Origin of the sequence: Kordia zhangzhouensis, assembly GCF_001005305.1 — a bacterium.
In the GTDB taxonomy this organism is placed as follows: domain Bacteria; phylum Bacteroidota; class Bacteroidia; order Flavobacteriales; family Flavobacteriaceae; genus Kordia; species Kordia zhangzhouensis.
Genome location: NZ_LBMH01000004.1, coordinates 1 through 24,893, shown reverse-complemented (window position 1 = coordinate 24,893; position 24,893 = coordinate 1). Strand labels below are relative to the sequence as shown.

25 protein-coding genes and 1 pseudogene are annotated in these 24,893 nt (G+C 33.0%); 17 read left to right on the top strand and 9 right to left on the bottom strand.

Annotated features, from left to right (window positions below; genetic code table 11):
• Positions 1 to 65: 65 nt before the first annotated feature.
• The 3 genes from def to ruvX form a co-directional block, all read right to left on the bottom strand.
• The gene (gene def, locus AA088_RS06650; protein ID WP_046744204.1) at positions 66 to 656 is read right to left on the bottom strand and encodes a peptide deformylase; all 591 of its coding nucleotides are present in this window, start codon (positions 654 to 656) and stop codon (positions 66 to 68) included.
• 70 nt (positions 657 to 726) lie between these two features.
• The gene (locus AA088_RS06645; protein WP_046744203.1) at positions 727 to 1,308 is read right to left on the bottom strand and encodes a T9SS type A sorting domain-containing protein; all 582 of its coding nucleotides are present in this window, start codon (positions 1,306 to 1,308) and stop codon (positions 727 to 729) included.
• A gap of 121 nt (positions 1,309 to 1,429) precedes the next feature.
• The gene (ruvX, locus tag AA088_RS06640; protein ID WP_046744202.1) at positions 1,430 to 1,837 is read right to left on the bottom strand and encodes a Holliday junction resolvase RuvX; all 408 of its coding nucleotides are present in this window, start codon (positions 1,835 to 1,837) and stop codon (positions 1,430 to 1,432) included.
• 307 nt (positions 1,838 to 2,144) lie between these two features.
• On the opposite strand from ruvX, the gene AA088_RS06635 reads away from it, so the two are divergent.
• A complete protein-coding gene (locus AA088_RS06635; RefSeq protein ID WP_046744201.1) occupies positions 2,145 to 2,960 on the top strand; it encodes a 2,3,4,5-tetrahydropyridine-2,6-dicarboxylate N-succinyltransferase in 816 nt (271 codons plus the stop codon).
• Between the two features lie 117 nt (positions 2,961 to 3,077).
• Here AA088_RS06635 and AA088_RS06630 read toward each other — a convergent pair whose 3' ends face one another.
• Positions 3,078 to 3,839, bottom strand: coding sequence for a lipopolysaccharide kinase InaA family protein (locus AA088_RS06630; protein WP_046744200.1), 762 nt, complete (start codon positions 3,837 to 3,839; stop codon positions 3,078 to 3,080).
• 153 nt (positions 3,840 to 3,992) lie between these two features.
• Between AA088_RS06630 and AA088_RS06625 the strand changes: the two genes are divergently transcribed.
• Both AA088_RS06625 and AA088_RS06620 read left to right on the top strand, forming a co-directional pair.
• The gene (locus AA088_RS06625) at positions 3,993 to 5,063 is read left to right on the top strand and encodes a glycosyltransferase family 9 protein (RefSeq protein WP_046744199.1); all 1,071 of its coding nucleotides are present in this window, start codon (positions 3,993 to 3,995) and stop codon (positions 5,061 to 5,063) included.
• Entirely contained in the window at positions 5,060 to 5,629 is a 570-nt protein-coding gene (locus tag AA088_RS06620) for a class I SAM-dependent methyltransferase (protein ID WP_046744198.1), read from the top strand. Before AA088_RS06625 ends, AA088_RS06620 begins: the two co-directional genes overlap by 4 nt.
• A 63-nt stretch (positions 5,630 to 5,692) precedes the next feature.
• Here the strand turns inward: AA088_RS06620 and AA088_RS06615 are convergent, their stop codons facing one another.
• Positions 5,693 to 6,526: a glycosyltransferase family 2 protein gene (locus AA088_RS06615; RefSeq protein WP_046744553.1), complete on the bottom strand. Its 834-nt coding sequence runs from the start codon at positions 6,524 to 6,526 to the stop codon at positions 5,693 to 5,695.
• Between the two features lie 146 nt (positions 6,527 to 6,672).
• On the opposite strand from AA088_RS06615, the gene AA088_RS06610 reads away from it, so the two are divergent.
• Positions 6,673 to 7,449: a glycosyltransferase family 2 protein gene (locus AA088_RS06610; RefSeq protein ID WP_241483390.1), complete on the top strand. Its 777-nt coding sequence runs from the start codon at positions 6,673 to 6,675 to the stop codon at positions 7,447 to 7,449.
• Between the two features lie 188 nt (positions 7,450 to 7,637).
• Here AA088_RS06610 and AA088_RS06605 read toward each other — a convergent pair whose 3' ends face one another.
• Entirely contained in the window at positions 7,638 to 8,363 is a 726-nt protein-coding gene (locus tag AA088_RS06605) for an acetolactate decarboxylase (protein WP_046744197.1), read from the bottom strand.
• Positions 8,364 to 8,386: 23 nt separating this feature from the next.
• A complete protein-coding gene (locus AA088_RS06600; RefSeq protein ID WP_046744196.1) occupies positions 8,387 to 9,109 on the bottom strand; it encodes a polysaccharide deacetylase family protein in 723 nt (240 codons plus the stop codon).
• A 127-nt stretch (positions 9,110 to 9,236) separates the two neighbouring features.
• Here AA088_RS06600 and AA088_RS18220 point away from each other — a divergent pair, with 127 nt between their 5' ends.
• From AA088_RS18220 to AA088_RS06585, 4 genes are all read left to right on the top strand, one after another.
• On the top strand, positions 9,237 to 9,374 hold the full coding sequence (locus AA088_RS18220) for a hypothetical protein (RefSeq protein ID WP_156168464.1): 138 nt from the start codon (positions 9,237 to 9,239) through the stop codon (positions 9,372 to 9,374).
• Complete coding sequence (locus tag AA088_RS06595) at positions 9,361 to 10,113, top strand: glycosyltransferase family 2 protein (RefSeq protein ID WP_046744195.1); 753 nt, start codon at positions 9,361 to 9,363, stop codon at positions 10,111 to 10,113. Before AA088_RS18220 ends, AA088_RS06595 begins: the two co-directional genes overlap by 14 nt.
• Positions 10,114 to 10,122: 9 nt before the next feature.
• Positions 10,123 to 11,190 (top strand): glycosyltransferase family 4 protein, encoded by a 1,068-nt coding sequence (locus AA088_RS06590; RefSeq protein WP_046744194.1) that lies wholly within the window; start codon positions 10,123 to 10,125, stop codon positions 11,188 to 11,190.
• Between the two features lie 62 nt (positions 11,191 to 11,252).
• Positions 11,253 to 11,858, top strand: coding sequence for a hypothetical protein (locus AA088_RS06585; protein WP_156168462.1), 606 nt, complete (start codon positions 11,253 to 11,255; stop codon positions 11,856 to 11,858).
• A gap of 39 nt (positions 11,859 to 11,897) precedes the next feature.
• On the opposite strand, the gene AA088_RS06580 is transcribed toward AA088_RS06585, so the two are convergent.
• Complete coding sequence (locus AA088_RS06580; RefSeq protein ID WP_046744192.1) at positions 11,898 to 12,854, bottom strand: hypothetical protein; 957 nt, start codon at positions 12,852 to 12,854, stop codon at positions 11,898 to 11,900.
• 6 nt (positions 12,855 to 12,860) lie between these two features.
• A complete protein-coding gene (locus tag AA088_RS06575) occupies positions 12,861 to 13,457 on the bottom strand; it encodes a class I SAM-dependent methyltransferase (protein WP_046744191.1) in 597 nt (198 codons plus the stop codon).
• 74 nt (positions 13,458 to 13,531) lie between these two features.
• Here AA088_RS06575 and AA088_RS06570 point away from each other — a divergent pair, with 74 nt between their 5' ends.
• The 9 genes and pseudogenes from AA088_RS06570 to AA088_RS17575 form a co-directional block, all read left to right on the top strand.
• Positions 13,532 to 14,434 carry a glycosyltransferase family 2 protein gene (locus AA088_RS06570; RefSeq protein WP_046744190.1) on the top strand — a complete coding sequence of 301 codons (903 nt, stop codon included), beginning with the start codon at positions 13,532 to 13,534 and terminating at the stop codon, positions 14,432 to 14,434.
• A gap of 8 nt (positions 14,435 to 14,442) precedes the next feature.
• Complete coding sequence (locus tag AA088_RS06565; RefSeq protein WP_046744189.1) at positions 14,443 to 15,003, top strand: L-threonylcarbamoyladenylate synthase; 561 nt, start codon at positions 14,443 to 14,445, stop codon at positions 15,001 to 15,003.
• 96 nt (positions 15,004 to 15,099) lie between these two features.
• Positions 15,100 to 16,527, top strand: a complete 1,428-nt coding sequence (locus tag AA088_RS06560; RefSeq protein WP_046744188.1) for a CCA tRNA nucleotidyltransferase — start codon at positions 15,100 to 15,102, stop codon at positions 16,525 to 16,527.
• A gap of 27 nt (positions 16,528 to 16,554) precedes the next feature.
• Complete coding sequence (locus tag AA088_RS06555) at positions 16,555 to 17,589, top strand: COX15/CtaA family protein (RefSeq protein WP_046744187.1); 1,035 nt, start codon at positions 16,555 to 16,557, stop codon at positions 17,587 to 17,589.
• A gap of 27 nt (positions 17,590 to 17,616) precedes the next feature.
• The gene (locus AA088_RS06550; protein WP_046744186.1) at positions 17,617 to 18,132 is read left to right on the top strand and encodes an IS1096 element passenger TnpR family protein; all 516 of its coding nucleotides are present in this window, start codon (positions 17,617 to 17,619) and stop codon (positions 18,130 to 18,132) included.
• Positions 18,133 to 18,250: 118 nt separating this feature from the next.
• A complete protein-coding gene (locus tag AA088_RS06545) occupies positions 18,251 to 19,309 on the top strand; it encodes a nucleoid-associated protein (RefSeq protein WP_046744185.1) in 1,059 nt (352 codons plus the stop codon).
• Positions 19,310 to 19,448: 139 nt separating this feature from the next.
• A complete protein-coding gene (locus AA088_RS06540) occupies positions 19,449 to 20,351 on the top strand; it encodes an ABC transporter ATP-binding protein (protein WP_046744184.1) in 903 nt (300 codons plus the stop codon).
• 17 nt (positions 20,352 to 20,368) lie between these two features.
• Positions 20,369 to 21,199 carry an ABC transporter permease gene (locus AA088_RS06535; protein ID WP_046744183.1) on the top strand — a complete coding sequence of 277 codons (831 nt, stop codon included), beginning with the start codon at positions 20,369 to 20,371 and terminating at the stop codon, positions 21,197 to 21,199.
• Positions 21,200 to 21,500: 301 nt separating this feature from the next.
• Positions 21,501 to 24,893, top strand: a pseudogene (locus tag AA088_RS17575) (CUB protein); the annotation flags it as partial.

The following is a 24,893-nucleotide window of genomic DNA, read 5'->3' as shown; positions in this document are numbered from 1 at the left end:
AGGATGGCAAATATAAAAATTGTGCCTAATTACAACACAATTTTAACGTTAATTTACCAGCGTTATTATCGTATTTTTTTCGCTTCAGGAAAACGCATTTTATAATCAACTTTAATGCGTCCACGTGATATATTACTCAATTTTCCTTTCAATAAACGTCTTTTTAGTGCAGAAAGTTTATCCGTAAATAAAATTCCTTCAATGTGATCGTATTCATGCTGAATCACTCGTGCAGCCAAACCATCAAATTCTTCTACATGTTTATTGAATTGCTCATCGTAATACTCAATTTTAATCGTTTCAGGACGAAATACATCTTCACGAACATCTGGAATGCTTAAGCAACCTTCGTTAAAAACCCAAGGTTCTCCATCGCGTTCTACGATTTTTGCATTAATGAAGACTTTTTTCATGCCTTCTAATTGCTTTCTTTGTGCTTCATCCAGTTCTTCATCATCGGCAAAACCAGTCGCATCAATAATAAATAAACGAATTGGTAATCCTATTTGAGGAGCCGCCAAACCAACACCATACGCATTATACATAGTTTCAAACATATCTTCTAAAAGCGTATCTAAGTTTGGGTATTCTGGTGTAATGTCAGTAGCAACTTTTCGTAACACTGGATCGCCAAAAGCGACAATTGGTAAAATCATATTTCTTTCATTTTGCGACTGCAAAAATACAAAGTATTACGAAATTACTACACTATAAGAGATTTTAATATTAATAGACAACAAGTTTTTTAGTAAGTTTTTGATCTTCTACTTGTACACTTACCATATAAATTCCTTGTTTTAGAGAAACCGTTTCAATATGAAAAGTATTTACATTATGTACTGCATGCTTCGCTATACGTAATCCGTTGATGGTATAAATAGAAACTGTTCCTGAAACTTTTTTTCCAAAAGATAGCACAGAACCATTTCTTTTTTCAGAAGGATTTGGATATATCTTTATTTCAGTAGTTTCGAGTTCATTAGTAGAAAGAGTTTGTCCGCTCAAAGTTCCATTGACATAGGTACACTCTCCAAAGCCAAAATCTGCCACAAAGTTATTTGGATCGGCCAAAGGTGGACCCGATACCAATACATATTCTAAATTAGCTCCATTACAAGAGGTTTGTTCAAAAACACTACCATCTATCGTAATAGTCATAGGCCAATCTGAACAATTGGTATTTCCTTGATCAATTTTAAAAAAAGGTTCACTTGCTGTCGTTTGATTAGCTAGTGTACCAGGGCATGTTTGCGAAAACGCATAAGACGCTAGAAGCAAAGCAATTACAAAGGTTACTATTTTATTCATAAGTAGGAAATTTATAATATGTAAGAAAATTACAATTTTTTTATTTAATACAACTTAGAATACTTACTAAAACTGGAGATTCGACAAAATGCATATAATTAAAGCTAAAAACAGCATTTTATCACTTGTATAGATACGATTGTAAAATGATAGTAGCACTTATTTCGTCAATCAGCTCTTTATTTTGACGTTGCTTTTTTTTCAATCCACTATCTATCATTGTTTGAAAAGCCATTTTTGATGTAAAACGTTCATCAACTCGTTTTATAGGGATTGAAGGAATTGCTTTTTGAAGTAACTGAATAAATTTTTGAATTAACACTTCACTTTCTGAAGCTTCATTGTTCATTTGTTTTGGCTCACCAACTAAAAATAATTCAACATTTTCATTGGCAACATAGTCTTTTAAAAATTGAATCAAATCATGTGTACGCACAGTTGTTAAGCCAGATGCAATGAGTTGCATTTCGTCTGTAACTGCAATTCCAGTACGTTTTTTACCATAATCTATTGCAACAATACGTGCCATAATTTTTTTTACAAAAATAGGGTATATATTTTATTGTATACACGCAATTGCGAGGTTAATTCTAGTAAAGAAAAATCTATCGCTGTTTTTTCAATTAATAATTCTTATAAAGAAGGAAGTCATTATTACTGTTCTTTGCTAAAAAATAATTTTGAAACGCATCCTAAAAATGTAAATAGTAAAGGAATAAAAAAATTACATTTTGTTTGAAATCAGTAAAATCTGTTACACTTGTAAAAATCAACAAAAGTTTCTAAGGAACGTTCTATCTTTGCATAACACAATTTAAGAAAAACACACACAGAATATGATCGCATTAAAAGAAGCTATTGAAAATGCTTGGGACAACCGAGAATTATTAAAAAATGAAGATACACAAGCTGTCATTCGTAAAGTTATCGATTTACTCGACGCTGGAGAATTACGTGTTGCAGAACCTACAACCAATGGTTGGCAAGTAAATGAATGGGTTAAAAAAGCGGTTGTACTCTACTTCCCAATACAAAAAATGGAAACATTAGAAGCTGGAATTTTTGAGTATCATGATAAAATTCCTCTTAAACGTGGATATGCTGAAAAAGGAATTCGAGTTGTTCCTCATGCTATTGCTCGACACGGAGCATATGTTTCCAAAGGTGTCATCATGATGCCTAGTTATGTAAATATTGGTGCGTATGTTGATGAAGGAACCATGGTTGATACTTGGGCTACTGTTGGAAGTTGTGCACAAATTGGTAAAAATGTTCATCTTTCTGGCGGTGTTGGAATTGGTGGTGTATTAGAACCGCTACAGGCTGCTCCAGTAATTATTGAAGATAATGCTTTTATTGGTTCACGTTGTATTGTAGTAGAAGGCGTTCGTGTAGAAAAAGAAGCCGTTTTAGGAGCTAATGTAGTACTAACTGCCTCAACAAAAATTATTGATGTAACTGGAGAAAATCCTATTGAATTAAAAGGGAGAGTTCCTGCACGTTCAGTGGTAATTCCTGGTAGTTATACTAAAAAATTCCCTGCGGGAGATTACCAAGTACCTTGCGCTTTAATTATTGGAAAACGAAAAGAAAGTACCGATAAAAAAACATCGCTAAATGATGCTTTACGTGAACATGATGTAGCAGTATAATTTATATTTGTTAGATTTTTAGACTTGATTGATTGTTACAACTATTGATTATAACTTTATAAAAGTCTAAAAATCTAACCTACAAAGTACTTTTATAACTTCTACAATTTGATACGTTTATCGTCGTTTCAAATATTTTTTCTTCAAATACTTTTTACGATTGATTTTACGCTTGAAAGCCTGACTGTATTTTAAAAGTAAGTCTTGTACTTCATATAATTCTTTATTGACTAATTCAGCATAACGTTTACTAATAATGTGAATCATTTGTTTAGAAAGCCACAAACGTTTTAAATTTTCCATTCGCTGCACCAAATTCATAGATTCAAACTTCATACGATTCAAGTCGATTAAATAAAAATCGTATTTAGTATTATTCCGTTTAACTATCAACGTATTTCCTGGCGAATGATCTAAAAAGTTGATGTTATTTTCATGCAATTGAAAACAAAACTCAGCAAATTGCTCCAAAATAACGGTACGATTTTCAAACAACGGATCGTGGATTAATGCGCGAAAATCAAAATCATAATCTATATGTAAACTCACATAATAGCTTTCTTTTAAGCCCAAACCTCTGTAATTTTCAACATAAGCGACTGGAAAAGGTGTTTTAATTGCACGCATCAACAATTTTTCAGCATATTCAAAAGAACGCCTCGCTTTTGAAAGGCGAAAGTATCTATACACAAAACTATTGAATGCTTTTGGCACACGAAAAGACTTTACATTAATTGTATTTTCTCCTAGTGGAAATGATTTAATTACATTTCGCTCTCCTTTAGTCACATATTCTCCTTGAGATTCAAAGTTCTGTATACAAGTTAAAATAGCTTCTTTTTGAGCTTGAAATGTAGGATGGATATGTACCTTTTGCATAATGTGAAGATATTTTTCAAAGATATACAAATGACAGTAAATAGGACAACTTTTTGATTTTTGAATAAAAACCGAATTACACAGAATGAAATTTTAATAAACGGTGAAAAAATGATATTTTGCACAAATCGTTAGTTTTACTATTTACACTACATGAAAAAAATATTGATTATACAGAATAAACGCATCGGAGATGTATTAATTAGTTCTGTAATTGCCAATAATATCAAAAAAATATTCCCCGAAAGTCGTGTAGATTTTATGGCGTATGATTTTACTACTGGCGTCATCGAAAATAATCCTAATATTGATCGAATTATACCAATCAATGAAAAGGAATTAAAAAAAATCCCTAATTTAATTAGAATGATTCGTAAAGTTCGGAAAGAACGATATGATATCATTTTTGACCCGTATTCAAAATTGCAAAGCCGCTTGATTTGCTATTTTTCTAAAGCTGCGTATCGCATTGGAAATAAGCGAAAACATAAAAAATTACCTCTTCCCTTCTATTCGCATCCTGTAAATTTGTTGGATGAAAAGACACAAAACTGCGGAAAAGCAATTGAAGATCGCGTAAATTTAATTACAAGTGTTTTTTCATTAAAAGAACCCGATTTTGAGCCAAAAATTACTTTAACTGAAGAAGAAAAAAATTACCCAAAACTAAAAACATATAAGTACCCTGTTATTATGTTGGGGATTTTAGGCAGTACTCCACAAAAATCAATGCCCTATGAATATATAGCAGAAATTGTAGATTATATAGTTTCTACCCGCAACGTACATATTTTATTTAATTATGCACCGCATCAAAAAGCGGAAGCAAACAAAATCTATGAACTTTGCAAACAGAAAGAACAAATTATTTTGGACATTTATGAAGATAGTATTCGTGGATTTATACAACTCATGTATACTTGCGATTTAATGGTTGCAAATGAAGGTGGCATTGTACACATAGCAAAAGCGTTGAACAAACCCACATTTACTATATTTTCGCCGTACGTAAACAAAGATCATTGGGCAAGTTTTGAAGATGGAAAAAAGCACACTTCCATTCATTTGTTAGAAGAAAAACCTAATTTATTTGATACATTTACATTTGAGGAACGAAAGAAAATTGAAGAAAATCCTCATGACCTATACAAACAACTAACGCCAGAGATGATTATTCCTAAATTGGAAAAATTCTTAGCATTACACATACCAAGAAAACCATGAACCTACTAGATAAATTTCATAATTGGCGACGAAAACTTCGTTGGAACAAACAATACCGTAGAGGTCGTTGGGATAATCTTCGCAAGCCTATTGAAGCTGGACGTTATACCACAATTATAGAGTTTATAAAATCTTATGGAAAATTAAAACCTAGTATTTTAGATCTTGGTGCTGGTGAAGGTGTACTGAACGAATATTTAAGTCCAAAAGATTATTCATACTTTTTAGGTGTAGATTTTTCAAGTGTTTCTATTGAAAAAGCTAAGACTAGAAATTTTGTGAAAGCTGAATTTCTTACTGCAGATATTCATACTTATTCTCCTCACCAAAAGTTTGATGTTATTATTTTTAATGAGGCTTTTTATTATGTGCACGAATCTGAAAAACAAAACGTACTCGACAGAATGCTTTCACACTTAGCAGACAACGGAATACTAATTGTGTCTATATATCGAGAAGGAATTGGTTGTTGGGAGTATTTTGATAAATTAAAACAACTCAATTTCAAAACAGTCAAAACTAACGAAGAAAAAACCTATTGGAAGATTGGCGTGTATAAGGTTTAATTTTTTATACTCCATATCAAAGAATAAATTTCTCTAAACAACACAGCACATCAAGACAATATTTTACGCCACACCATTCTCCTTCACAATTCCAAAATTCGTCCACTTTCGCTTTTCGTCTTTGGTGGTTTTACGAATGGCTAAATTTTTATTGATAGATTCTTGATTTTTATAACCTCTCGGATGATCTAGATGCACACAAACCGCACTGTAGCGAATTTGTTTACTTTTTAATCCATAATTAAATAATCGTTCGCCCAATTCTCGATCTTGTCCTCCATATTGCATGCGTTCATCAAAACCATTGATTGCTACAATATCTTCTTTCCAACCTGAAGCATTATGTCCGTTCCAACTAGCATTAGTAGGCGTAATTGCATTTAAAAAGCGTGACTTTAAACCTGTAGACGTCAACTTGTTATTTTTAAAAGAAGCTTTCAATCCGTGTTTTTTCAACCATGACACATCAAAACAATTTCCTTCATAAATATCTTCTTTAGTAATCAATTCAGATATATTCATTGGAAGCATAAAGTATCCACCCGAAAGGAAAAATCCTTCTTCACGATGTTTAACGTGATGTTCTACAAAATCAGCGCGCGGAATACAATCTCCATCAGACATAATTATATATGGCGTACTACATTTTACAATTGCTTTATTGAGAATTTGCGACTTTTGAAAACCATTGTCTTCGTGCCACACATGAACAATTGGATAAAAAACCTCTTTTTGCAATTTGTCAATCAAATCACGAGTTTCTTGCTTGGAACCATCATCAGCAATGACAATTTCAAACAAACGATACGTTTGATTGTTGTAACCATGTAAAACTTTTGCCAACCACTCTGGAGAGTTATACGTACTAATAATTATGGATGTGTCTATTGTTGTCATACAGTCTGCAAAGATAAAGTTTTTTAGTAAGTTTCTTCTGCAAGAGCTAAATTTTGAAACAAATAAAGAATACAAAATTTTGCTTTGCATCAAGAAGCATTTTATTAGTACAAATATTTTTTCATTGGCTTTTTATAAAGTTTTTAATGAAAAAATTATATGTACTTTTGTGTTTTAATTTTATCATGCCAACATTATCTGTCATTATTCCTACATATAACGAAGCTTTATATCTTGAAGGAGCTTTGTATTCGGTACAATTTGCAGATGAAATTATTGTGATTGATTCATTAAGCACTGATGACACAGTTGCGATAGCCGAAGCACATGGTTGCAAAGTAGTTTCTAGAAAGTTTGATAATTTTTCCAATCAGAAAAATCATGCGTTGCAATTCGCTACCTGTGATTGGGTATTGTTTTTAGATGGCGACGAACGCATTCCGTATGTATTACAAAAAGAAATACAAGTAGCTATGCAATCAGGAAAACATACTGCTTACAAACTCAATTTTCCTCATTTTTACATGAATCGTTTCTTGTATCATCATAATAATGACGTCACGCGATTGGTACAACGAGAAAAGTGTCATTTTGAAGGAAATGTACATGAAAAATTAATCGTTGATGGTACTGTAGGCAAATTAAAAAATATGGTATTGCATTACACTTACAAAGGACTACTACATTACATCAGTAAAAAAGATAGTTATGCTTGGTTTCAAGCAGAACGCATGCTAGAAAAAGGTAAAAAAGCAACCTATTTTCATCTAGCGTTTAAGCCTTTGTATCGCTTTTTTCATGAATATATCGTAAAAAGAGGTTTTATGGACGGAGTTCCCGGACTAGCCGTTGCAGGAATAAATGCTTATGGTGTTTTTTCTAGGTATGTAAAATTACTATTACTACAAAAAGGGATTCGATAGGAACTAAATATTAATTTTCGTACTACTCATCTATAAAATTCCTTTCTTTTATCTAAAAAAAATAAATACAAACGTATTTCGTATTACTTTTGAGTAGTGTATTTTTTATAAATACATTACCCCCTTTTTATTTACGGCCAAAAGAGTTCTTCTCGAAGAACTCTTTTGCATCTAAACATGAATGTCAATTATTTTACAGGAAGCAAAAGTTTCATTTTGTCAATTTCTAAAGCATCTACATGTCCCATCATTGTTTTTGTCTCATTGATTAAATGCATATGAACATTAGAGTCATGATGTGTAAAAATCCCTTTGTGTTCTGTAGAAAAAAATCCAACGATATCAACTTCTTCATTATATAGCTGATAATTTATTTGCCCTTGATGCGCTTCTGCAGGAGAGGAAACTATTGTTCCTTTGGGTAAATTTTGAACGTGAATTGTGGCTGTTTTGAGCTTACCAACTAATTTGAATGCCAACGGTCGTTTATATCCTACTGTTTCTGCATTCACAAAAAACGCTACATCTTTTAAAGAACGAATATCATTAGGCAATTCAATCTCTTTCCATTGAACGACATGACCATACACAAAAAATGGTGCAGAAATATCAAAACGTTCTTCTACAATCATTGTCGAATCAGAAGTAACTCTTGATACATAGCTTTTTCCATCGTTTATTAATATTTCTCCAGTTAAGAAACTTTCTGGTCCAATTCCGTAAAGTCCTTTTTTATTGGTAATAGTATCTAACTGAATTTTTCCTTGCAACTCTCCTTTCCACATGACGTTTTTCATTGCCGATATAATCGTAATATCGTCATATACTATCCTTGCAGAATCTTTTTTAGTAGATTCACAACCAACAGAAAGAAAAAGGACGTAAGTAATTAAAAAACTCTTGAAAATACGCATGAATTATTTTTTATATGATGATTCTAGAAAAATAACGATTTACCTCGTTTCAATTTCGAAATAAACTTTTTTAACGAGTCTTCTCCCTTTATGTCTAATCGTTGTACTTCATAATTATTTTTGAACGGATAGTTATTTACACGATTTCCTATACGTAAACCAAAAGCCACTTTGTGCTCATGTAATTTTTTGAAGAAACTCGTTTGTTGCGGATCTTTTCTAGGATATTTTCCATACGGATAAGCCAACACATTACTTACATTTAATTGATTTTCAACAATAAATGCTTTGCATTTTTCAAAATCTTTATCCATTTCCTCCTCAGTAAGTGCATCGTATTTTTTGTGTGCAAACGAATGCAAACCAAGTTCGATTGTCGCTTCGTCCATGCTTTTTAATTGTTCAACAGACATAATTTTTTCTTTGCCTGTATTCCACTCGTCTACTCCGTTCACATATTGAAACGGAATATAAAAACTGGCTTTCAAATGGTACTTTTGCAACAATGGATATGCCAATTCCAACTGATTTATATATACATCATCAAACGTAATGATTACAGCTTTTTTAGGGAAGTCGGAAGGTGTTTTTAATTGCTGCAAATCGCCAAAATGTAAACTTGTATAATCGTTTTCTTTTAAATAGCGAAATTGCGCTTCCAAATTATCAGTAGAAATCGTTAACCCTTTACTTTCTAAAGCATTTTCAGAAACAGCATGATACATTAAGATAGGTAGTTTAGGCATATATACGATGTTATGCCATCAAAAATACTAATCTTTCAATGATTTCTTTTAATCTTCTTAAAATTGTTACTTTTGTCTTGCAGATGTGATGTCATGAAAATGATTCAACACCAAACAGAAATTATTTATGCTGATAGGCTTTTTCTTTATTATGGCATTATTTTTATTTTACCCTAGAGGAAGCTCTAGAGGACGTCACATTTCTACGTATCATACCAAAAAGAATTTACGCATTAAAGAAAAAGTGGAAAATGCAGAAAATTAGTGCGCTCGCTATAACATTCAATGAAGAAGACAATATTGAAGCCTATATTGAACAACTATCCTTTGCGGACGAAATTATTATTGTAGATTCTTTTAGTACTGACAATACTGTACAACTCGCTAAACAATATGATGTAAAGATCATTCAACGTAGATTTGACGATTTTTCTTCACAGAAGAATTTTGCTATTGACCAAGCTTCAAACGATTGGATAATCTTTTTTGATTTGGACGAAAAAGTTCCAGAAGCTCTTGCCGAAGAGATTATAACAGTTGTAAATAGTGAAAACCCTTATAAAGCGTATCATGTAAAACGCGATTTCCACTTTATGGGGAAACGCATGAAATACAGTGGTTTTCAAACAGATATTTCAGTTCGATTGTTTCATAAGCAATTTGCTCGTTACAATGGAAAACCTGTACATGAAACAATTCAAACTACCGAAAAGATTGGCAAATTGAAACATGCGGTTGCGCATCAAACATATAAAAGTTTCGATAACTACAACCAAAAACTAAGTCATTACAGTCGTTTACAAGCTGCTGCATTATATAAAAAAAATGTACGTCCTAATGCGTATCATTTTTTCTTCCGTCCATTGTATCGTTTCCTACATCAATATTTTTTGCGATTAGGATTTATGGATGGAAAAGAAGGATTTATTTTGTGCTATGTACATGCATTTTCAGTATTTAAGCGTTATTTACAACTTTGGACTATGTACCGAAAAATAGATTAAATTAGAAGCATGAAGAACGTCTTTTTAGAATCTCACAATATCAAAAATTTACATTTTGGCTTTGGTCAATTTAACTATCATTTGATTAAAGGATTATACCAAGCAAAAATTGATGATTTTAAAATGACTCTTCACGCAAAAGATATCAGCAAATTAAAACATGAATTTGGTGATTATTTTAACTATAAAAAGTATCAATCATTTCGCCGTTATCCGTTATTACGTATTCGCAAAAAATACAATTTGTGGCATTCCTTAAACCAAAATATAAAGATTGAGCCTTATCATGATATTCCGTATTTGCTTACTGTACATGATGTAAATTTTATTGAGGAAGAATCAAGCGATATGAATCACGAACGCAATGTTCGTTTTCGTGAAAAATTACAACGCAGTAGTGCCATTACATATATTTCTAACTTTGCCAAAGCATCTACACATCAGTATTTTGACGTACCAAACGTTCCTGAATATGTGATATATAATGGCAATCCAATTCGGGAGGTTACACTGCCTGAAAATTATCAACCAAAATTGGTTTCTAACAAGCCGTATTTGTTCAGCATTGGCGAGTTTACTCCTCGAAAAAATTTTCATACTCTAGTAGAAATGTTAACATGCCTTCCTGATTTTAATTTAATTCTTTCGGGAAATAATCAAACTCAATATGCTCAGGGAAAACTTGCCGAAACAATTCAAAAATACAACTTGCAAGAACGCGTACTCATTACAGGAAAAATTGACGATTTAGAGAAACAATATTACCTTCAAAATTGTACTGCTTTTGTTTTTCCGTCGTTACGAGAAGGGTTTGGCATTCCTCCAATAGAAGCCATGCGCTTTGGAAAACCCATATTTTTATCGCATAATACATCTTTACCTGAAATTGGAGGGAAACACGCCTTTTTTTGGGAACATTACGACTCAAAATACATGGCGGAAGTCTTTGAACAAGGCATGCATATTTTTGAAACCAATAAAGACATGTATGAACGTGCTTATATAGAACGTGCCCAAAGCTTTGATTGGAATGCTACAGCCAAAGAATACAAAAAAGTGTATCGTAGTTTGTTATAAGTCGCAACGCAACCTTTTATTAAAAACAACATCTAAAAAGTAACACGCATAAAAATATCGTTATGAAAAAGATATTCCTTGTTTTCCTAGTTTCTTCACTTTTTATAGCATGTAATGTTGATAGTATTGAAAGCGACTTGATTCCTGCTAATGGAAATTCAAATCCACAAAATTCTGCATGCATTATTGACACCAACAATCCGCCAGCATTTCAAGGAACTTTATGGAATCGAACAGGTTTTTTTATTGATAGTACGATTGATGGAAATAATGATGGTGTGTATTCTGCTAATCTAATGACTGAAACTACTTTAGGTCAACACATTATTCAATTTTCTAATGATTTTTCAGTTGAGAATTTCACACATGTCACATTAGGATTCAATGTTGTTTCTGACGGAAATGGAGGATTAATGCAAGCCATTCATTCTGGCGGAAATATTGACGGACCAGCGCTAAGATATATTCAAGACGGAGATACAATCAATTTTTGTTTGAATGGGCAAGTTTTTTATTCAGGTACACTTTCAAATAATGAAACCGTACTTACAATTGAATTGCCTCGAGAACAAATATTCTTTTCTTTAATCACTACACGTATTTTAAGGGAAGATGACTCTATCGAAGAATATCAAGGCGGAGCTACGTTGGTATACGAGATACAATAATTTTCTCTCTATTGTTTTAAAACTACAATATAAATGAGGCTAGTTTGACAGCTCAAAAATAGGTCGCACCCAATTTTCTATTTTGTATTTGGAAAGAATGTTTTCGTCTATTTCTACGTACGGAGAAGTTACAAATGACTCTGGGATTTCAATATTTTCTTCGTCCACAACCAAAATATTTTGCGGATGATAAAAATCGTAATTTATGATATCTTTATTCGTTGTAATGAGTTTTTTGCGATGTCCCAACGCTTCGAAAATACGAAATGATAAACCAACTTGTTCAGTACGTTGAATTTCCACGATAATTTTTGCTTTTTGAATCAGTTGTGAGACTTCTTGAATGGATTTTTGCGTTGTAATAATTGTTACATGCTCTGCAGGCATATCGCTTCCATTATACACTTGTATGTTATACGTCCAACCATTTTCTTTTAAGTATTTTGCCACATTTTCAATGAGCGGAAAACGATAATCGTTCGTAGAAATGTTAAAAAACTGATAATCATATGATTCTTGGCGACTTTCTTCAAAAATGTAATTGGTTAAAAACGACAATTGATATTTTTCAACATCCAATCGGTCATAACTATACACTTTATCAAACAAAGGAATAATAGCTACTTTTCGTTGAAAACGACGTGTACTATCATAATAATAAGCAATAAACTTTTGAGTGTGTGTTTTTAGTAACTGCAACACAACGTCACTCAACATATCAGGACGGATGATAAAAATTTCATCCTGCTTTCCTAGTTCTTTTAGTCTTTTTAAAATACGATTGTCAACAAAAGTCTTTTTTAAATTTTTCCCTAAAAATGCCTTTGAGAAAAAATTCTGAAGCTTATGAAAAAAGTTTTTGTACTGAAATACGGGAAAGTCCAAATACACAATATTCGCTTCTACATTATCATATTGCTGTAATGCATTGTGAATATGCGATGTATAACCAAAAGCATACGGCGCAATAATGAGTATTTTTTTAGTAGTATTCAACAGAAATTACACAATAATCCCTAATCCGTTGCAATGCGGATAGTTATATACACGTTTTCCTGTAGCTTTTGCAATATCAATCACAGCACGACGCACTTCTGGAAAACTTTCCGTATCATGAAAAATGGTGCATTCACTATGTTGTGCAGCCCACAAACCACATTCATACGTTTCTTTGTAATTATGAACAATATCTACATGCGAAAAATTGTACTGTTTATCGTCTTTTTTAATCCAATCACGATAATCTGATTTGATGAGTTCAATATTGGTATATTCTGTTAAAGATGCTTTTGTCTTTTCATAATGATCTCCTTTATGATCTGTATGTTCATCCCCAATAAAAATATCAATTCCTTTTACTTCTTTAAAGAAATTAGAAAAAACTACTGCCGAATAGCCAAACTCAACCCCAAATTCAATACAGGAATCACGCCCAATATTAAATCGTTCTAAAATATCTTCTATGATTAATTCCAAGCCTTTCCAAGCAGTGACCATTTCTTTAATATTTTCAGGTCTAGACTTTTTGATTGGTACATAGGTTTCAATCGGTAGTCTTTTGTGTAATAGGTATTTTTTAAATTTTGAACGAAGTCCCATAATTCTGGTTTGTGTTTTCGCAAAAGTATAAAATTCAATATAAAATTATGTAATTTTGCCCAACATCTGCTCTTATGAAAGATATTTCGATTGTTATCATTAATTATAATACCGCAAAATACACGCTTAAATGTGTGAACTCTGTCCTTCAACTTACGGACAATTCACTCTCGTATGAGATTGTAGTTGTGGACAATAATTCTAAATCTGAAGATTTTACCTACTTACAAGAACATTTTCCAAAAGCAGAACACCTGTCTCTACATCGAAGCATAATTAATACTGGTTTTGGTGGAGGAAATATGTTCGGAGCGCAATACACCAATGGAAAATATATCTTATTTCTAAATAACGATGCTTTTTTTCAAAATGATTGTCTGTCAATTTTATATAATTATATGGAACAGCATCCAAATATTGGGGTATCTACTGCGCAAAATTACGATGAGCATAATCAGCATGTTATTTCATTTGATCATGATAAAGGAATTCGAAAGTTATTAGTAGGTCGTAGTTTTTTAGAAAAAAATTGGCCTGCTCAATTTCCAAAACGGAAAAAGCAATACACAGAACCTGTTAACGTAAATTTTGTAAATGGAGCTTTTATGTTTTTTAGACGTGAAGCCTTTGAAAAAGTTGGCGGATTTGACACCAATATTTTTCTGTACTTTGAAGAAATGGACATTTGTTTTCGCTTACGCAAGAATGGGTATACCAGTGTTTTAGTTCCTGAAGCAAAAATCACACACTACCAAGGCGTTAGCACCGGAGTCTCTCAAGCAATCAGTAAAGAAGGCATGATTTCACACTTGTACGTGATTAAAAAAAATTATTCCTACGCCAAGTATTTATTCATCAGAAGCTATTATTGCCTTAGTTTTTTAATAAAACCTAAAAAATGGTTCATGTTGGCACTTGTTTGGAAAGGTGCACATGTATCCGAGTCTCTAAAACAACAACAGCAAATTCGTTTTTAGATTAGATTATGACAGAAGAAATTGAAAAAACACTAGCACAACTGCAACAAGGAAACACCATTTTGTATCCTACAGATACGGTTTGGGGATTGGGTTGTGACGCTACAAATCCTGCTGCTGTAGCTAAAATTTATCAACTTAAAAAACGAGAAGAAAGCAAAGCCTTAATCTGTTTAGTGAGTGATGTTCACATGCTAGAACGCTTTGTGGAAAATATTCCTCCAGTTGCATACGAACTATTAGAAGCTGCTGATAGACCAACTACTATCATCTATGACAATCCTGTAGGGATTGCTAAAAATTTAGTAGCCGCAGATTGTACTTTGGCGATTCGTATCCCTGCAAATGATTTTTGTCAACAACTCATACGAAGATTCAAACGCCCAATCGTTTCTACTTCTGCAAACATTAGTGGGCAACCTACTCCAAAAAGCTATCAAGAAATTAGCCAAGAGATTTTAAAAGGTGTGGACTATGTTGTAAATTTGCAAGACGAAAATAAAGTCTCCAAACCGTCAACAATCATACAGTTGCGATCTAACGGAGAAATAAAGATCATTAGAGAGTAGTTTTGATGTTTGTCGTTTGAATTTTTAGACGTATAATAGTTCTAAATCTTTTTTGACATGTCAAACTTCGTCCCATCGCTATAAGTAGTACAATTAATGAATTATAAAGAAGCCTTACAACTCGATATATTTTCAATCATTTCAAAAGCAGCTACCGAATTACAGCTAGAAACTTATGTGATTGGCGGCTATGTGCGTGATTTTTTACTGCAAAGAGGAGATGCCAAAGATGTCGATATTGTTGCCGTAGGAAGTGGAATTGAATTGGCAAAAAAAGTAGCTTCTTTACTCCCTGGAAAACCAAAAGTACAGGTGTTTAAAAATTATGGCACAGCTATGATTCTCACTGAAGAAATTGAAGTGGAATTTGTAGGTGCACGAAAAGAAAGCTATGAACGTAACAGTAGGAATCCTGCTGTAGAAAATGGGACGCTAAAAGATGATCAAGATCGCCGTGATTTTACGATCAATGCAATGGCTTTAAGCCTTAATACGGAAAATTTTGGAGACCTTTTAGATCCTTTTAACGGATTACAAGATCTAGAAAATAAGCGTATTGTAACGCCTCTCAATCCAGATATTACTTATTCTGATGATCCGTTACGGATGATGCGTGCTATACGATTTGCAACACAACTCAATTTTAAAATTGACCCTGAATCACTTGAAGCAATCAAGCGAAATGCTGAACGTATAGAGATTATTTCCAAAGAACGTATTGTAGTTGAGCTCAATAAAATTTTGGCAAGCAATACGCCTTCTATTGGGTTCAAACTTTTGGAAAAAACAGGACTTCTTTCCTATATTCTTCCAGAATTAGCCGCCTTGAAAGGAATTGATGAAAAAGAAGGACAACGTCATAAAGACAATTTTTATCATACCTTAGAAGTAGTTGATAATATTGTACCAAACACCGAAAATGTTTGGTTACGTTGGGCTGCATTGTTACACGATATTGGTAAAGCTCCAACTAAACGCTTTCATAAAAAAATAGGTTGGACATTTCACGGACATGAATTTGTAGGCGGAAAAATGGTGTATAAACTTTTTAAACGCTTACGAATGCCGCTAAATGAGAAAGTGAAATATGTCCAAAAAATGGTTTCAATGAGTTCTCGTCCAATCGTTTTATCTCAAGATGGTGTTACCGATTCTGCTGTACGTCGCTTGGTATTTGATGCTGGCGATCATGTGGATGATTTAATGACACTTTGCGAAGCAGATATCACGACAAAAAACCCAAGAAAGTTCCAAAAATACCATCATAACTTTCAAATTGTCCGACAAAAAATTGTAGAAGTAGAAGAACGTGATCATGTTCGGAACTTTCAACCTCCAGTTTCAGGTGAAGAAATTATGGAAACATTCAATTTAAAACCTTCTAAAGAAATTGGAATTATCAAACACGCTATTAAAGAAGCAATTCTAGAAGGTGAAATTCCTAACGAATATGAAGCAGCTCACCAATTTATGATTGCCAAAGGAAAAGAACTAGGTTTAGTAGAAAACACTTCAAACAAGTAATTTTCTACAAGAAGTAAAAAATACCATATGAAAAAACATTTTAATACGATTGCTAAAGTTACGCTTGTCTTGGTATATTTAGTAATTATAGCAGGCGCATTTGTTCGAATGACAGGAAGTGGAATGGGTTGCCCTGATTGGCCAAAATGTTTTGGGTATTACATTCCGCCAACCGAAGAATCTCAATTGCAATGGAAACCCAACCACTTTTACGAAAGTGGAATGGTGATTATTGTGAACGAAACACTGCAAGTTGCCAAAGACGATTTTACCACATCAAGTGTATATAACAATACTAATTGGGAACCGTATACAAAACATGATTATGCTATTTTTAACCCGTATCATACGTGGGTAGAATACATTAATCGTTTGTTTGGAGCTCTTTCTGGAATTGCCACAATCGTATTATTAATTATTTCTTTTAGCTATTGGAAATCACAAAAATTAATTCCTTTACTGTCTTTATTTGTTGTTTTAGGTATGGGATTTCAAGCTTGGTTAGGAAAAACTGTAGTCGATTCAAATCTTGCTCCTTTTAAAATTACCACACACATGGCAATGGCACTCGTTATTGTAGCTGCCTTATTATATATTGTACACAAAACTTCTACCAAGATTAAGTCACACACGTATGACAAAATTTTCATGCAGCTATTAATCGCTAGTATAATGTTGACTTTCATTCAAATTATACTAGGTACACAAGTACGTCAATTTGTTGACGAACAAGTAAAAATGGTAGGAGAAACAAGCAAGTCATTATGGTTAGCAAATCCTGAGTTAGATTTTTATGTTCATCGCTCATTTTCCATCATCGTTTTTCTAGTTAATGTTTGGCTTTGGTATCGATATAAAAAACTACGCCTTGGGTTTCAAAAAGTAAATTGGGTTATGTTATTGATTGCTTTAGAAATCATTTCAGGAATTGCCATGTATTATTTTGACTTTCCTTTTGGAACCCAAACCATTCACATAGTATTAGCCACAATATTATTTGGAATACAATTTTATCTCATCTTAGAGGCAAATAAAACGCGAAAGCACGCCAAAAGTTTGTAAATTTGCAGTCCTAATTTTTTATCGAGTATGATTTTTAGATTTAGAGTAATATTAGATGCTACCGAAGATATCTTTAGAGATATTGAAATTCAAGAAGAAGCAACTTTTGAAGATTTTAGTAATGCCATAACACAAGCATTTGGGCTTGACGGTATGGAAATGGCGTCTTTTTATGTAAGTGATGATGAATGGAACCAAGGGGAAGAAATTTCTCAATTTGACATGGGTGAAGGAAATGATTCTGTTCGATTGATGAATGAGACCACATTAGATAGCATTTTTTCTGAAGATCAAACACGCATGATTTATATTTACGACTTCTTAAATATGTGGACGTTTTTAGTAGAATTGGCAGAAATTGCAGAACCAATTAACGGGCAATCGTATCCAAATTTACTGTTTTCTCATGGTGTGCTACCAGATAGCGCTCCCGATAAGCAATTTGAAGCCGATGAAGATGAAGATCCATATGGTTTTAATGATGATGACAATTTAGATATCAATGACTACGATAGCCTAAATTTTGACGAGAATTGGAATTAGTTTTTGCAAGCTAGCTCATTCTCTACTAACTTAAATATCAATTTTACGTAATTCACGTTACTTTTACATGTAATTTGAGCTACCTGAACACCTAACGCAATAAAAATATACCCTAATAATGATCAATTTATACAGTGCGCAAGTAGATACTTTATCTATTCATAAAGTTGGAAATAAAAGTAGAAACGAAAATGTATTTCTTTCTGCCGAAGCGTATCAACTTACTGATGAGTTAACTCCTTTAATTAAAGAATACTTTTTTAAGCCTTTTCGAGACAAAGAAGAAAACTATTTTCAATTTACCAATGAAGTCGATCTAGAATTCAATCCATTATACACCATTGTTGTAGATATTTTTGGAAATCCTGCTACTGTTCATGAAAATTCTAAAAAGATTGCTTCACTCCTTTTTGAACAATCTCAACATCCGCATATTAAAAGCGGAGAAGTGTATGTAGGATATTTTGAAAATGTAATGATTGACAATGAAAAAGTTGATGCTATTGGTATTTTCAAATCTGAAATCAAACATGATTTCCTTCAATTTGAAGAAAAAGGAAGTAATCTTGATATTTTATTACAACAAGGTGTTTCACTTAACAAACTTGACAAAGGATGCATTATTTTTAATGTAAAAAAAGAAGAAGGTTACAAAATTCTTTCTGTAGATAGTAATAAATATGACACCAAATATTGGTTAGATCATTTTTTAGGTGTCGATGCTTTTGCTGATGAAAATTTTTACACTAAAAAATACCTAAAATTCTGTCAAAACTTTGCAAAAGATGTCGTATTTCCTGCTGAAGATAAAAAGGAAGAAGTGATGTTTATGAACCGTGCAGTAAATCATTTTGCAAAGAATGATACTTTTGAAGAAACACAATTTTTAAATGATGTTATCGAAAATCCTGATTTGATTCCAGAATTCAAACATTACAAAGTCGAAAAAGGGCCAAAATATAGCATTGAAGATATTTCAGAGTTTCCAATTGCCAACAAAGCCGTTTCTTCTGCACGAAAAAGCATCAAAAATACGATTAGTTTAGATACGAATATTCAAATAAAAATGGATTTTATCAATCCAGAATCTGCAGAAAAGTTTGTTGAAAAAGGCTGGGACGAAGAAAAGCAAATGTATTATTATTTGGTCTATTTTAACAAAGAACAAAAATCATAAAACTGAAGAGCCTTTACCAAAAAAGTAGAGGCTTTTTTATTACTTTGAGATTAGCTCATTGAAAGAAGCTTTGCATATTTTGTAACAATTTTTCGTTTAAGTCGTCAACTATATACAATCAATCAAAAAGCTATTTATATTGAAAACTATTTTAACACTGCAAAATTTGAGTAAAAATTACGGTAGACTCAAAGCAGTACAAGACTTATCATTTTCTATTGAAAAAGGAAATGTGTATGGCATTTTAGGACCTAATGGAAGTGGAAAATCCACCACTTTAGGAATGGTTTTAAATGTGGTCAATAAATCCTCAGGACAATTCTATTGGTTTGACGGTTCCGTAGCCGTTCATGATGCACTTAAAAAAGTTGGAGCCATTATTGAACGTCCAAATTTTTACCCGTATATGACTGCATACGACAACTTAAAGCTTGTATGCAAAATTAAAAACGTATCAACCGAAAAAATTGACGAAAAGTTAGCGATTGTTGGTCTTTTAGAACGAAAAGACAGCCGATTCAAAACATTTTCTTTAGGGATGAAACAACGATTAGCAATTGCTTCTGCCCTATTGAATGATCCTGAAATTTTAATCTTAGATGAGCCAACTAACGGATTGGATCCGCAAGGAATTCATCAAATAAGAGAGATTATTAAAGAAATTGCTACCCAAGGAACTACTATTTTATTAGCTTCCCACCTTTTGGATGAAGTTGAAAAAGTATGTTCTCACGTTGTAATTTTACGAAAAGGAGAAAAAATATATTCAGGCCGTGTAGACGAAATGGTTGCTAGTCAAGGTTTCTTTGAACTCCAAACAGACAAAGAAGATCAGTTACTTTCATATTTAGAAAATGACACTGCTTTTGGTTCTGTTAAGAAAGTAGACGACAAAATTGTTGCCTTTTTGAAAGAACCTTTAAATGCTGCAGATTTTAACCAAAAAATGTTTAATCAAGGAATTGTATTATCACACTTAGTGAAGCGAAAAGAAAGCTTAGAAGAACAATTCTTAACATTGACTAAAAACCAATCTAACTAATTTATTTCGCTACTACTATGTTACGTTTATTACAAATAGAGTTCCAAAAACTTTGGTTAAATAAAACGAGTAGAATACTAATATACATATCGTTTATTTTTCCATTATCTATACTGATCCTTTCCTCAATTAAGATTAACTTTTTTGGATATTTCACATTAGATTTATCAGAAACTAAAATTTTTGAGTTTCCATATATATGGCACATTACGACTTTTTTTGTTGCCTTTTTTAAATTTTTCTTTGCAATTGTGGTGGTTTCCATGATTGGAAACGAGTATAGCAATCGTACTTTAAAACAAAACCTCATTGACGGATTGAGTAAAAAAGAAGTCATTCTTTCAAAATTTTACTTCATTCTCGCGTATTCACTAGTGACAACCTTAGTGGTAAGTTTGATTGTTTTAATATTAGGTATGGTCAATACACCTACGGCAGATTTGTATTTAGATACCATTTTTAACGGTTCAGAGTTTATCTTAGGTTATTTTGTCAAACTGCTTACTTTTTATAGTTTCTGCTTATTTGTAGGAGTATTGATTAAACGTTCTGCCTTCTCTCTAGGTTTTTTGTTCGTGAGCTTTATTGCCGAAATGATTTTGTACTCGCTATTATGGTTTGAGTGGTATAATGAAACTACGGCTAAATCAATCATGCAGTTCTTTCCATTCACATCTATGTGGAACTTAGTAGATCATCCTTTCATCCGAATGAAAAATGTACATGATCCTACAGAAATTATTCCTACAGATTATGCCGTACATTGGTATGAAGTATTAATTGCATTGACTTGGGTATTTATTTATATCTTTTTATCGTACCGATTGTTAAAAAGAAGAGATTTATAACAAAATAGTATACAAATCAACTAGATTTAAGAGAAAGAGCGTGTGATATCGCTCTTTTTTTCATTGTGAATTACTATATTTGACGGCAATTGAGTGTTTAAAAATTGCTATGAAGTAATCACAATAAAAATCGCCATCATTCCCTAAATAACAATTGATTTTTGGCAGGATTTTGTACACTGTTATTTCAATTACACTCATTTAACAAAAGAAACAATTCTCAAAATCATGAAATAATAATTCTTTCAAAGAGTTATTACAATGGATTATTGAGTTTTTTTAGTTTGAAAATTATTGATGAATGATGAAAAAATTACTATTATTCTTTTTTATTCTTGTAGTGACACCAACATTTGTTACGGCGCAAGGAGAAGCTGCTAATTGGTATTTTGGGCAAAGAGCAGGTCTGCAATTTGATGTAACTACAGGTAACGTAACTGCTGTTACTGATGGAAGTTTGGACACTCTTGAAGGTTGTGCTTCCATATCTGATGCACAAGGAAATTTACTATTTTATACAGACGGAATTACAGTTTGGAATAGAAATCACTTAATTATGACCAATGGAACGGGTCTAAACGGGGATCCATCAAGTACATCTTCTGCGATTATAGTACCAAAACCACAAGACCCTAATATTTTTTACATCTTTACCGTTGATGAGCCTCATCATAATGATGGAGGAGTTAATCATGGTCTCAATTATACCGTGGTTGATATGAGCAATGGAATTGGTGAAGTAGATAATACACAAAAAAACGTACCACTAATTACCTATGATACAACAGATACAAATGAATCGAGATTCAAATGTTCTGAAAAAATCACCGCAGTAAAAAGTGCCGACTGTGATTCATTTTGGGTTGTAACGCACTTTATCAATAATTTCTATTCTTTTAGGGTAGATATAAACGGTGTAGACACCACTCCTGTTATTAGCAACACGCCGCTAACAGTTCCTATTTCTGGATATCGCAGAAATGCTTTAGGGTATGCAAAAGCCTCTCCTCAAGGTGATAAACTTGCCGTAGCGCATTTAGGATTAGCAACTATTGAAGGTGGTGATGGTCCTGGGAAAATTATGCTATACGATTTTGATAATAGTACTGGAATTGTTAGCAATGAGCTAGAATTATATAACGGAGACGCTCCATATGGAGTAGAATTTTCTCCACAAGCTACCAAACTATATGCAACTGTTGGGCTAGGAAATAGCGGAACAGGAAATAGTTTATTATTACAATATGACCTACAAGCGGTTGATATTCCGGGGTCACAATTCACAATTCACAACTCATCAGCAAATTCGGCAGGAGCTATCCAAGTTGGAATTGATGGAAAAATATACAGAGCCTTAGTAGATTTTGCGAATTTCAACAACACAGGACGATTTTTAGGCGTGATTGAAAATCCTGAAGCAGCAGCAGCTAGCGTTATATACAACGAAAACGGAATCTTATTAGACCTAACCAATACAAATAGTAATTTATCTAGAATTGGACTTCCGCCATTTATTCAATCACTATTTGCGACTCCTGTTGACATTATCAGAAATGGTATTTCTTCAACAGAATTATCCTTATGTACTACACAAAGTTACACGTTGATGGCTGATAATATTCCAGGAGCTACGTATACATGGACTTTTAATGGAAATCCTTTAGCAGAAACCTCTTTTCAATTAAACTTATCAAATGTAAGTCTATCTGATGCAGGATTATATGCTGTAGAAATTGACCAGAATAATGGAGAATGTCCGTTAATGGGTGAAGCAAATGTATTCATCTTTACCCTACCAACTGCCAACCCTGTTGATGATCAACTTATTTGCGACGATAACAATGACGGATTATGGTCTTTAGATTTAACCTCAATAGCTTCTACTGTTCTTGGAGCACAATCTGCCACACAGTTTACAGTAAGCTTCCATTCTAGTCAAGCAGATGCTGATGCAAATACGAATGCTTTAGCGACTCCATATATCAATCAAGTAGCGTATGGACAAGAAACAATTTATATCCGAATTGAAAACAATGATAATACCGACTGTTTCGATACAACTTCTTTTATTTTTGACGTATTTGATCAACCTACTGCAAATGTAGTGACCAACTACGAACGTTGTGATGACGATACAGATGGTGACGACACTAATGGTTTTACAAATTTCGATTTATCTATTATTAACACTGAAGTGTTAGGAATGCAAAACGCAGCACAATTCAATATTTCCTACCATGCCAATCAATTGGATGCTGATGATAATATGAATGCATTGCCTACTAACTATACTAACACAACTACAGGAGGAAATGAAGTCATTGCACGTATTGAAAATGTAGACAATCCAAACTGTTATAGTACGATTTCTTTCAATGTAATTGTAAATCCGTTGCCAGTTGTCTTACAACCTGTCGCATTAAGTCAGTGCGACGATGACACAGATGGCTTCTCTGATTTCAACTTAACAGAAGCAAATTCCAACCTGTCTACAAATGCCATAAATGAAATATTTACCTATTATACAAGTCTAATAGATGCACAAAATGCCACAAATCCTATCGTAAATGACACAGTTTACAATAGTGGAAACGGCGGACAAGTATTTGCTCGTATTGAAACAGTTAATGGTTGTTTTAGAACAGGAGAAGTAAATCTTATTGTCACGACGACTCAAATACCAAGCAGTTTTCAACTTACCTACGAAGTATGTGATGATACTACTGTAGATGGTGACAATACAAACGGAATTGCTACTTTCGATTTTAGTGATGCAGACGCACAAATCAATGCTCTTTTTCCTTCTGGGCAAAACTTAACAATCACTTACTATGAAAACTTTGCGGATGCTTTAGCAGAGCAAAATGCTATACCAGACGTTAGCAACCATAGAAACGATGCCTCTCCAAACATTCAAAACATTGTAGTTCGAGTAGATAGTGATACAAATAATGCGTGTTTAGGACTTGGAGAACACATTACCCTAACAGTAAATCCTATACCTACTCAAAACACAGTGACAGACTATGTAGTATGTAGTGATATTGCTAATCAATTTACATTTGATCTTACTACAAAAGACTCAGAAGTTGTCAACGGGCAATCTAATATAAGTGTAACCTATCATGAAACACAAGTGCACGCAGATGCTGGTACAAGCTCTATTGCGAGTCCATACACTACATTTCCTAGAACCATTTATGTACGTGCTACCAATACTATTACTGGTTGTATAAACACGAACATGAATTTTGAATTGATTATTAATGAAAATCCAATAGCAAACACTCCTTCAAACTTATCCATATGTGATGAAACTCCTTTTGATGGATTCACTACTGTAGATTTAAACTCAAAATCTGCAGAAATTATTGGATCACAAATGGGCTTATCAGTTCAATACTATGCAACTCAAGCAGATGCAGAAAATAACGTAAATGCCTTATCAAGCCCGTACATGAATACTGTAAATCCGCAAACCATTTATGCGAGAGTAGAAAATGGAAGTACAGGCTGTTACAGCATTACAAACTTTGATATTGTGGTAAGCGAAGCACCAATTGCCAATCAACCTTCTCCTCTAGAAATCTGTGATACAGACAATGATGGTTTTGGACCATTTAACATTCGAAGTACAGAAAGTCAAATCACAGGAGGAATACTTCCAGGACAAGTTACTGTAAGCTATCATGAA